Source organism: Mojavia sp. (assembly GCF_059505145.1).
Window position 1 is genome coordinate 1 of sequence record NZ_JCACKA010000152.1, and the last position, 11,000, is coordinate 11,000.

8 protein-coding genes are annotated in these 11,000 nt (G+C 41.0%); 4 read left to right on the forward strand and 4 right to left on the reverse strand.

The window, feature by feature from the left end; genetic code table 11:
* Positions 1-45: 45 nt before the first annotated feature.
* Positions 46-3,399 carry a hypothetical protein gene (locus AC5JL8_RS38205; RefSeq protein WP_495884883.1) on the forward strand — a complete coding sequence of 1,118 codons (3,354 nt, stop codon included), beginning with the start codon at positions 46-48 and terminating at the stop codon, positions 3,397-3,399.
* Between the two features lie 158 nt (positions 3,400-3,557).
* Here AC5JL8_RS38205 and AC5JL8_RS38210 read toward each other — a convergent pair whose 3' ends face one another.
* Entirely contained in the window at positions 3,558-4,097 is a 540-nt protein-coding gene (locus AC5JL8_RS38210) for a hypothetical protein (RefSeq protein ID WP_495884884.1), read from the reverse strand.
* A 152-nt stretch (positions 4,098-4,249) separates the two neighbouring features.
* Here AC5JL8_RS38210 and tnpC point away from each other — a divergent pair, with 152 nt between their 5' ends.
* Positions 4,250-5,722 carry an IS66 family transposase gene (gene tnpC, locus AC5JL8_RS38215; protein ID WP_495884885.1) on the forward strand — a complete coding sequence of 491 codons (1,473 nt, stop codon included), beginning with the start codon at positions 4,250-4,252 and terminating at the stop codon, positions 5,720-5,722.
* A 90-nt stretch (positions 5,723-5,812) separates the two neighbouring features.
* Complete coding sequence (locus AC5JL8_RS38220) at positions 5,813-6,022, forward strand: hypothetical protein (RefSeq protein ID WP_495884886.1); 210 nt, start codon at positions 5,813-5,815, stop codon at positions 6,020-6,022.
* A 191-nt stretch (positions 6,023-6,213) separates the two neighbouring features.
* On the opposite strand, the gene AC5JL8_RS38225 is transcribed toward AC5JL8_RS38220, so the two are convergent.
* Positions 6,214-6,411 (reverse strand): DUF2811 domain-containing protein, encoded by a 198-nt coding sequence (locus AC5JL8_RS38225; protein WP_495879101.1) that lies wholly within the window; start codon positions 6,409-6,411, stop codon positions 6,214-6,216.
* 852 nt (positions 6,412-7,263) lie between these two features.
* Here AC5JL8_RS38225 and AC5JL8_RS38230 point away from each other — a divergent pair.
* Complete coding sequence (locus AC5JL8_RS38230) at positions 7,264-8,919, forward strand: alpha-keto acid decarboxylase family protein (RefSeq protein WP_495884887.1); 1,656 nt, start codon at positions 7,264-7,266, stop codon at positions 8,917-8,919.
* 209 nt (positions 8,920-9,128) lie between these two features.
* Here the strand turns inward: AC5JL8_RS38230 and AC5JL8_RS38235 are convergent, their stop codons facing one another.
* Together AC5JL8_RS38235 and rpaB are read right to left on the reverse strand one after the other, a co-directional pair.
* Positions 9,129-9,779 (reverse strand): hypothetical protein, encoded by a 651-nt coding sequence (locus AC5JL8_RS38235; RefSeq protein WP_495884888.1) that lies wholly within the window; start codon positions 9,777-9,779, stop codon positions 9,129-9,131.
* Positions 9,780-10,021: 242 nt separating this feature from the next.
* Entirely contained in the window at positions 10,022-10,750 is a 729-nt protein-coding gene (gene rpaB / locus AC5JL8_RS38240; RefSeq protein ID WP_495884889.1) for a response regulator transcription factor RpaB, read from the reverse strand.
* Positions 10,751-11,000 lie beyond the last annotated feature (250 nt).

An 11,000-nucleotide genomic window follows, 5' to 3' on the forward strand; every position in this document is an offset into this window, starting at 1 on the left:
TTTCCTTCTACATTTTCTCAGAAATGGTAAATCTTCCAAAACTGGATGCTCCCACTTCAACAGGGCGAAGTAGCACCCCTCGAAACCGAATCTCAACGCCAGGGGCGAGATTTTGACGGCGACTGTATTGGTGTAGCACTCGCAAGTAAGTATCCTAACTTTACAGCAGAAGCTGAGTATAGGAACCAGAGAGAAAATGCTTACGCTCCTACTGTCAAAGAAAAGAAACAATCATTTTATATAGATGGTAAGCAACCACCATTTGAAGAAATCGCCATTCACATGAGCGATAGTATCAGTGTGGGAGTCATTAACAATCAAGTAACCGCATTGGAGGCATTAGAATCTGAAATTGAAATTCTAAAAAGTTACGGAACCCCTGAGCAAAAATCTGAATATCTAAACAAAGTATCACATCATTATCAAAAATTATTAGAAGCTGAGAATTACTTGATTAGCCCATCACTAATTAGAGAAGAATACAAGCCATATATACAAGAATTTGTAGCTTTAGCTAACGCTACTAGAACCCCCGGAATTATTGAGCAGGCGATGGAGAGAAATCGCTCCTTGTATAGGAAAATGATTGAGGAGGGTTGTTATCAAAACCAAATAGGGGTAGATTTATTTAAAAGTTCTAAAAAGCCAGATATGGGTTTAATTAGAGAAAATAATCGCTATTTGTACCGAGATGTTAATTATATTAAAGATAAAAAATCCTCCACAGCTTATTTAAATAGTGGCATTACAACAAGCGGTTACTCACCAGTAGAACTAATTATTAATCAAACCAACAAATATTTTCACTCTTCACAACTAGAATCACGCCCCATAGTTCAGTTCCACGATTTATTCAACGGTGTTGAATTCACCCCGCAGCAGAGATTTAGCGCAATCGCTGCCAAGTATGAGTTCGACCGTTTGTTCAATGCCGCAGTCGCAATGGAAAGGCGGAGGGAGAGTGAACGAGGCCCTAGTGCCATCATCCAAACGCAGCAAGGGTCAAAATTGGAAATCACAAACCTGACTCGCTACGATCATCCCTTAATCTGGAAAGCACAGACCATTAATCTGAAACTAGAAACGGACAAGCGTTCCTCAAAACTAGTGGCACTCGCCCAAATAAATAATGAAATTGGGGATGATGGCCAGCCGCAATACCGTAAGTTGGGTACAGTGAGTCCTCAATCGGTGTCAGAATATGGACTCAAGCCAGGGACTCAGGCAAGCAAAGCCTCACTTGTTGAATTCAAACCCGAACTAAGCCGAGGGCAGACTAAGTTAATGTTCCAGCAAGCTTATCAGTTTGCCCAAGCATTTCGAGCGGGTATACCAGAACATGAGCGATTATCAGCAGCGGCAGCGGCGTGGAGTGTAGGGGCGGCGAGACAGGATGAATTGGAAGATAGGGAATCTCAAAATCAATCCCTTATTCAAAAAAAGACCCCAAACCTTGTGTTCGCGGCGTTCAGTGATGAAATCATCTCCCGGCTAAATCATCTGCAATTTACCGAACTAAGAGTCGGGACTCTGGGTAATGAGGCAAACAGTTTTAAGGATAAAACTTGGAATCAGGATGAGAAATACCCAATTGAAATTAGAGCATCGCACCACCCAAAGGGCCATGAACGCCACGCTTTGAGATTGGTATTTGTGCAAGATGGGGATGGTGAATACAAAGAATTTGCACCACTGGAGCCAAGAACCGGGCAATTACCCATCGGTACAAAGGCGCAAGCTAATGTGTTACCAGGGGAAACTTACACAGCCTCTGCCACAATTTCTATTCCTGGTAATGATAATGATCCAAGAGAGTTTACTATCAGAGAAATCAAGAAATTTGCTCATGCTGACAAGGTTTTCCACTCTCAAGAGGTGATGTTGGAAATTGGGACAGTACCAGTACCAAATGAAACAGTAAAAATGAAGTTAAATGAGCAAGTGTTGGGAGAATTAGATGCTGATTCTGTTAAACAGCTTGAAGCATTTAATTATATCAAAGATGGCAATCCCCTCAACTTAAAACTAACAACTATTTCCGACAGCCAAAATTATGCGTTTTTAATTGCTGAGTCGCTCAATGGAAATTTACTTAAGATTGATAAGATTAACTCTTATGATTATCAAGGTAAAATTTTTAGCGACAATGAATATAGAAAAGTCACTTTAGAAGTGCCACCATTAAAAACAAGAGATGCAGTGTTTTTCGATGGGGAACCGCTAGGGGTATTACATTTTAAAAAGGATAAAGAAACTCTCAAACAATTGGGAATTCTGAATTTTGGGAGACTAACCCCAGTAGCAGCCACATTGCAAAGTAATATCTCAACAACAATGATGGTCAAGATTGACCCCAATACAGTTGAGTATCCCCAAAATTGGACGAAGGAAACTCAGGCTTTCGGTCAACAGATAGTCAATCAAGAGCAACAAGAAGCGATAGAAAAAACCGCGCCAATTCTTCAAAAAATCAAAGAGCGACCCACCATATTGTTCGCTACTCCAGAAGATAGAATGTTGGGGCTAACTCAACTGGTTGTAGATAATCACAAAGTTGAAGCAGTCACCAAGTGGCTTACCGACAAAAACATTGCGATTGCCCAAGTGCCAAGGGAAGATGTGCCGCTAGAAACTAAGAAGGGGCTAGCGGTTTTTAACTTGGCTAACTCATCCATCCCTGAACCAGTATTTGGTTTGATGACTCTTAAGTTTGGTCAGGTGATTGAATCTCCAACTGAGTACCAGGAGAAAGTGCGATTGCCTTTGGCACTGCGCTCCGCGCAATCGCTACCTGAGCGTCCAAAGTATCTCAAACCGCCACAGCCAGTCGTTAGTACGCCATCATGTCCGGCTGTGGCTAATACAGTGGCATTATCCCGAACTCCACAGTCTACGCCATCACAACCACAAATCAGTACAAATGAACTAAAAGCCGCACCTACCCAAGAGAATCAACCGATAACTATTGAAAACTTACGCGCCTGGTGGCGTACAGCAGATAAATTGGGAAAACCAGAAGCCTACAAGCAACGGCTCGCCCAAATCGCTAAGTCTTTCAAGGCAACAGGGCAATTATCACCCCAAGCAATCGAAGCAATGGAGAAAGATACAGTTAACAGACTCGCCCAAATTTCTCAGAAAATCATTTCAGTTTGGGGGCAACCAGAGCCGGATGGTACTACTCGTGTCCAGGGGAAGATTTACGATGTCTCCTTCCATCCTGAGCGCAAAGATTTGGCAGTTGCACACAAAAACGGCGATGTAATTTTAAGTGTGCAATCTGGAGGAGTGGAGATTAATAGAGTCACTCCAGAAATCTTGCAGGATTTCGAGAGTGCGAATTCTAAACTAGATGAGGTTTTAGAAACCAAAAAACAAACAGCAGGATTGCAAAGGTAAAAAATAAGGCTACTTGTTTGTTTCAAGTAAGTTTTTTGGTTTAAATTAACTTTTAAAAGGCTGTTGAAGAAATAGCGGTAAATTCCTGGTAAAAAAAATTCTAGCTCAAAAGGTTCGCGCACTATTTGATGCAATATCGTTGTTTTTATATTGAGCATTTAAGCAGAAATTTTTGCGGAAAAATTCACCTGTGACATAACTTGTGCGCGTATTGAATTAGCTGCCGTCTCTGCAATTTCTGCTCTATCAAAATCAGTAAGAATTACTGTAAGTAGCGATTTGAGAGCTTCGCGGTTAGATATAAACTCTTCACCGTATAAATCATCTTGTAGCAGTGTGGCTTCTAAGTAAGGTAATAGCTCAGGCGCAGGAGATAGCAATCGCTCTTTAATGCGTTTCCTCGCAGTCTCTATTGCAGAAGTTGTACCTACACCTAAATCCCATGTTTCAATTATTTGCCTGATTTCACGGTTAAGTGATACACGCAACGTTGATAAGCGACCAAATAAAGGAAGGTTAAGCATTAAAGATGGTAGTGCATTACCCCAATCCAAACCAGCACCAATAGTGCAATTTGCTTCATCTTCGATACGAACAGCTTCATCAAGCCATCCTTCACCAAAAAGTAGATCTATAGCTTCTTGAGTTGTTACTGGCTCGTTCACCTCAGAATTATGATTTTGCTGTTGATGATTCATAAATTTTCACCTGATCTTCGTCTTAATACACCATACTCAAAATAAACTAGATTATCGTATTCTTCTTCAGCCCCGCAGTTAAACATATTTTGGTAAGGATTCAGGTGGCAGAGTATTGACAAAGGGAACAGTTGAGGGGGAGTATCACAGATATGAACCAGAACCTGCCTCAAGAATTAGACCGAGAAAGCTTGAACCAGTTATCGAAAGAACAACTGGTAGAGATGATTATTGAGCAGAACAAGGTGATACGTGAGTTACAGAAAATAATCTACGAACTACACCTTGAAGTAGAACGGTTAAAAGTCAGCAGAGATTTGGACAGCAAGACTTCATCGAAACCACCATCTGGGGACATTCTCAAAAAGAGTGAAAACAAAAAAGCACCCTTGGAAGAAGAACCGAACCAGCCCAAAAGAAAACCAGGTGGGCAGCCAGGACATACTGGAAAAACCCGTAAGGGTTTTGGCAGAGTAGATCGTTATGAAATTTTACGACCGACTGATTGTGTCTTTTGTGGTCAAAAAGCATTTGCAACAGTGGCAGTGAAGGTAGAAAAACAGTCTGTAGCGCAATTAGTGGAACGTCCCATTGAAATAGTGGAGTATCAACGCCATACCTGTATGTGTGAATGCTGTGGAAATATACAAACAGCCTCATGGTCGCCAGATATCGTTCCAGGGCAAGATTTAGGAGTTAGATTACAGGCGTTTTTAGGATGGGTAAACAATTATGCACACATGCCTTATGAAAAACAGCAAGAAATGTTGTGGGAATTAGGGCAAGTTGAAATTGGCTTAGGAACAATAGTAGCAACCAATGAACGAATAACTCAAGCAATTGAACCGAGCATTATTGAGTTAAGTAGTTGGGTAAAACAGACACAACCGAATGTTCATGTGGATGAAACGCCTTGGTCAGTTAAAGGTATCAAAGAATGGTTGTGGGTAGTTGCCAATTTTGAATTCTGCCTGTTTACTGCGGCTGATACTCGTTCCAGAGCCGAACTAGAAGCAATTTTAGGGGCTAAATATACAGGGGTACTCAGCAGCGACGATTTTAGCGTTTACAATGGCTATCAAGCTGTAGCCCAGCAGAAATGTTTAGCGCATCTACGACGTCACTTCAAAAAATTAATTCAGCTTCCAGGTCTTCACAACCAAGCTATTGGTGAAGCCTTTGTTAATTTAATTGATGAAGCCTTTAGCAATTATGCTCAATGGTTTGAAACTCTTGACTCCAGCAGTTACAACGATTGGGTTACTCAATTCAAATTTAAATTGCAACAAACCCTTACTCAGTGGATTGACAAGGCGGGAGCTACAGCAGGAAACCTTTTACGTTCTTTGCGCGATAAAGCTTCCCAATGGTGGTATTTTCTTGACAACCCTGAAGTTCCTCCTGATAACAATCAAGCCGAACGCTCACTCCGTTTGGCTGTGACAAAACGTAAAGTTAGTGGTGGTTCCCGTTCGATGGAGCGGTTTCAACACACTGCTAATTTGTTGACGGTGGTGCAGACTTGTCGTCGTCAAGCTAGGTCTGTAATTGATTTTTTTGCACAATCTCTACTGGCTGCCTCTATTAATTCTCAATCTCGCCCTTCTTTACTTCCGCAATATTAGACCTGAATCCTTACTTGAAATTTTTAATTACACCGTTAATAAACCAGCACTAAATTAACTTTAACCAGAAATTTCCATAGATATAAAAAGATGGTTTTTCAAGATTGTGATTCAATTGATGCTGTCGATCAAACGCTTAGAAGTCTCAGAATTAAGTCTAATCAAATCAAATTAGCAAAGTCCAATAGTATGCCTTATGTAGCTGAAGCATTAGAAAATCAGCTTTTGGAGTTAAAACAGCAGCTATCAAAATCAATTGACCCAGAATTTCAAGCATTGATGAGTTTGTTAAATGATTGAATTTGCTGATTGAATCATCTCCCTAAATAGAAAAAAGCTATTGTCCGCTAATACTGATCGCGCTTGAGTTTATTAAAGCGAAGTGGTCTTGTAGGAGTTTTTGGGTGAAGCGCTCAGTTCACAAACACAAACACAAACACAAATATGATTTGTGATGTCTGTTCTGGTGATTGAGCGCACCCTTATTTGATTTAGCCGCGATCAAACAAAGTTTCTAAATAAACTTGGGCAACTGCCGCGTTGCCATTTGTATTTTGCAGTAGGAAAAGTGAGATTGCTGCGGTCAACATTCGTTTTTCATCCCAATCAGGATGCTTTTCTAGGTAGTTGTTTAGGGAATCATGGAGTGTGTCAGGTAAGCCTGCCAGAATCTTAACTGTTGCGTTCATAAACCCAGAGCTGCTCCCGGAGTAAGTTAATAAGGATGAAGAAATTGTGGTGAAGAAGCTTTGGGCTGTCTTACACCATCTTTCGTCTGCCAATTGGGAATAATACCTGAGTATTTTTATACAACTGATGTCACTGATTGGACAGATTACGAAAGGCTATCGAATCATTGTGCGCTCAAACAGGGCAGATTTGTCAATATTGCGAACTGTTAAAGCTAACTATAGAAAGAATAAATATTTACGACATCATCAGGGTTAGAGCTACATTTTAGTTACGCTACTTCATAAAAACTCAGTACCTAAGACTGATTAGCACTGTCTAGTAAAATCCCCAATTAGCCAACAAAAGCAGCGTTAACTTGTAGAGCAACTGTGGAAAACAGAGAAAACACCTGTGGAAAGCCTGTGGAATATATGAGGAAAAATCTAGCTAATGATAAGAATTACAAAAAAGCCTAAACCCCAATCTTCGCCATTGTCATGTATAAAAACAACAATGCCTAAATGGTGAAATTAATTCTGTAAATTTACTAATTCGTTTAGCTACTAGTTATAGGTAACAAGCGCTCGAGCTAACCATCTTTAATCATTTTATCAAAAATAAATTTTAGTTTTAAACCTGGAGATCCAGCATAAATTTGAGCATTTCCTTTGAATATATTGGCGAAAATCAATATTTTTTAAAATATCTTATATTGGAACGATTTTAGATTATTTCCTCGCAAGAGTAATAAAAGAGGACTAAATTAATCTGCTTTCCCCTCAGATACTATTAGCTTTTATTCCTACTCAAGAGATACGCATTTCGGCTAAATATTTTCTACCCTAAAAAGGTAAATCCAGGCTCAGATCATGGCAACTTTTACTGTTGGCAGCTATTTACTACATCGTCTGGCGCAGATTGGCATCAAGCATATCTTCGGTGTCGCTGGAGACTACAATATGGAGTTCCTCGACGCTATTGTTAACCACGATGGCATTGAGTTAATTTCCACTTGCAACGAACTCAACGCATCCTATGCTGCCGATGGCTATGGTCGGATTAATGGTGTTGGGGCATTAGTAACTACATTTGGTGTTGGTGAACTCAGTGCTATTAATGGTGTTGCTGGTGCTTACGCTGAACACGTTCCTGTTGTAGCCATTACTGGCTCTGTTGCTACTAAAATTCAATCATCCGGCTCACTCGTTCATCATACGCTTGGTACTGGTGATTTCTCAATGTTTGCCCGAATGTATGAAAAAGTAACGGTGACTCAAGCATATTTAACTACAGAAAATGCAACAACCGAAATTGATAGAGTTTTAGGTATCTGTCTTCTCAAGAAGTTACCTGTTTACATTTCCATACCTATGGATGTTGCTAAACATGAAGTGGCTGTCCCGTCTGATTCCTTCATACCTCCTGTATTTGAGAGCGATCGCGCTGCTCTAGCCCAAACAATTGATGTTTGTGTAGCGATGCTAGAAAAAGCCACTCAACCCGTGATTCTTGCTGATATTGGGGTGGCTCGTTATCATTTGCATGAACAATTGCGAGAACTGCTCACAGCTACTGGATACCCTTATGCCACAATGAACATGGGAAAAGGGCTGCTGGAAGAAACGCACCCCCAATTCATCGGCATATATAATGGTGCTGCCAGTGAGGAGTATGTCAAAAAACGTATTGAACAGTCAGATTGTGTTTTGAGTATCGGTGTTTTGATGACTGATTTTAACACAGGCAAGTTTTCTGCCAAACTTGATCCTGAGCGAACTATTGAAGTGCATGGGCAGTATGTCAAAGTTAAAAGTGCTTTATACAACAATGTAGCTATGGCAGATGTGCTTTCTGGTTTGTGCCAACGTTTGCAACACCGCGATGCTCAAACGCTTAACTTCTTCTCAGCAACAGCAAATTTAAATGCTGGTTTTACAACTCCTTTCGCTGCCGACTCTTCAGCACCAATTACACAACGGCGTTTTTGGCATCGATTTGCTCATTTTCTCCAAGAAGATGACATTATCGTTGCCGAGACTGGAACTTGTTTGTTCGGTGCTGCCATCGTTCCTTTACCAAAAGGAGCTACCTTTATTGGGCAAGTACTTTGGGGTTCAATTGGTTATTCTGTTGGCGCATTACTTGGTTGTGCGATCGCCAATAGCCAACGTCGTTCTATCCTACTGGTTGGTGATGGGTCTTTCCAAATGACTGCACAAGAACTTTCAACCATCTTACGTTACCATCTCAAACCTATTATTTTTCTAATCAACAATGATGGATATACTATAGAGCGTGATATTCATGGTGAACGAATGCCCTATAACGACATTCAACCTTGGAATTATCATCAATTGGTTGAAGTTTTCGCAGGCAATGGCTGGGGAATGAAAGTTAGTACCGAATCCCAGTTAGAGACAGCATTGCAAAAAGCCGAACAAAACCATGACCAACTTGCTTTCATTGAGGTGGTGATGGATAAAATGGACAGCCCTGAGATTCTCTTGAAGATGTTGCAGCAATAAAACAACGTACTGCCTCATCAGCTTAGATCTAGCTCTCAACCTTTAAGCTTGCCCCAGATTGACCACAATGTAATTTTAGTTGTATTGATGAGTTTTTCAGGAGGTAATGCACTGAAGCGTCTTTGGTCACGGCGGCGAGCGCGGTTATGGTGCGATTTCCCAAAAACCGCAACTTCGTTCGGACTTAACTCAAAAGCTAAGTCCCGTTATTACGCTTTATGCTTTGTGGCATCAACTAATTTATATGATTGATCCGTTTCCCGCGTTGGTGGAAACGGATGTCCTTCGGTTGATGTTACCTCTAGCCCTGTACTTTCTCCATCAGGATTGATTAGTTCGTACTGTCCGCTAACGGGAGTGCGTGAGCCTGGACTATACAACGCTTTGGAGCGTTGATCATCTGCCTGAAGGGGTTGTACAGCGCCAGCACTGTAAGTTAGCCTGAACTGGCTTCTAATTTCAAAACCTGGAAGATAGCCACCGTGGTACGGTATTTCTGACAACTGGCTGAGTGTGCCTTTGATTTCGGAAATTGGTTCGAGCAATTGTGAGTTTTCTTGGCTCCAAAGGATAATTTGTGCATCAAGCAATTCTTGAAACTCAAGAGCGTGTAGCGTCACTTCATCCGAAGGCGTTTGACTATCTACAACAATCGAGAAGTTGAGAGTCAATAAAAGTGTTGTTTGTATTTCTACTAAATCATCATTCGAGATAACTTGAGTACAATACTCGTCTACATGAAAACCAAACTGGGCTTTAAAGTGAGAAAACCTATGCGTTTGCAGTTGCTGACTCAGATATGGTAACAATCCGGCATCCGGCTCTGATAGTATCTGGCGAACGATTGGCATTTGTGTCATACATGCTCTACAACTTTTCAATTAAAGCTTTCAAACTAACAATCTCACTCGTTTAAACATTTTCGGACATCCATCAAACTGACGAGAGTTACCTCAATCGTTCTATCGATTTACTTTACGCATTTTTCGTGCTGCTGATGGCAGTTTATGATTTCATACAGCAGCATAAATTGCTATTGCATGATATTTATCTTGCATTGCTCAACCAATTCAAACCAATGCGATAAATATTTGTTTCATCGCTAATGCTCTGGTTCTATAATCCTTTGAAAAAGATAGCCACTTCCTCTAGCTGTCAGGATATATTCTGGATTGTCGGGATCATCTTCCAGTTTCGAGCGCAAACGTGAGATATGAACATCGACCACACGAGTATCTACGTGTTGTTCCTTAGTATAACCCCATACTTGCTGCAAAATTTCATCACGGGTAAAAAATTTCCCAGAGTGACTCACCAGTAACTCTAGCAAGCTATACTCTACACCTGTTAATCGTATCCGCTCATCACCTTTGTAGATTTGTCGCCTGTTTGTGTAAATTTTGAGATTGTCTACTTCAATTACTCCTGAACTAGAAATACCCGCAGCAGTTGAAGAGCTTGCCCGTCGCCGCAATATACAGCGTATTCGCGCCTCTAGTTCCTTGGGAGAGAAAGGTTTCGATATATAATCATCAGCACCTAATTCCAGCCCCGTGATTCGGTCTGCTACATCTGCCAAGGCTGTAAGCATGATAATTGGCACATCCGATACTTTACGTAATTCTTGGCACACACCGTAGCCATCCAGTTTTGGCATCATCACATCCAAAACTATTAAGTCAGGCGAAGAAGAACGAAACACTACTAATGCTTCTTCACCATCACAAGAGGTGACCACATCGTAACCAATCATTGAAAGGCGCGTCTCCAAAATCCGGCGAATGCTTGCTTCGTCGTCTACCACCAGGATTTTTTGTTTATGGCTTTCCACGTTTTCCAACGCTCCATTTCGTGAGCGAGAACTTTTAATTGATGGGGTGAATAAATCTCCTTTGAAGTTCTTGCTGTAACATCTTGTATTCAAACATTTACTGACGACTCAAGTCGCTATTTCAAAGGTAAACTCTCTTGTTTATTTGTTTGTGATTTAGTTCACAAATCTCAGCACTCGCTAAAGAATTCTGTCCGGGTGAACGAAAAAAGGTGTGGGAGAGTAGTTAGCGAGCATCTTACGCTAACAT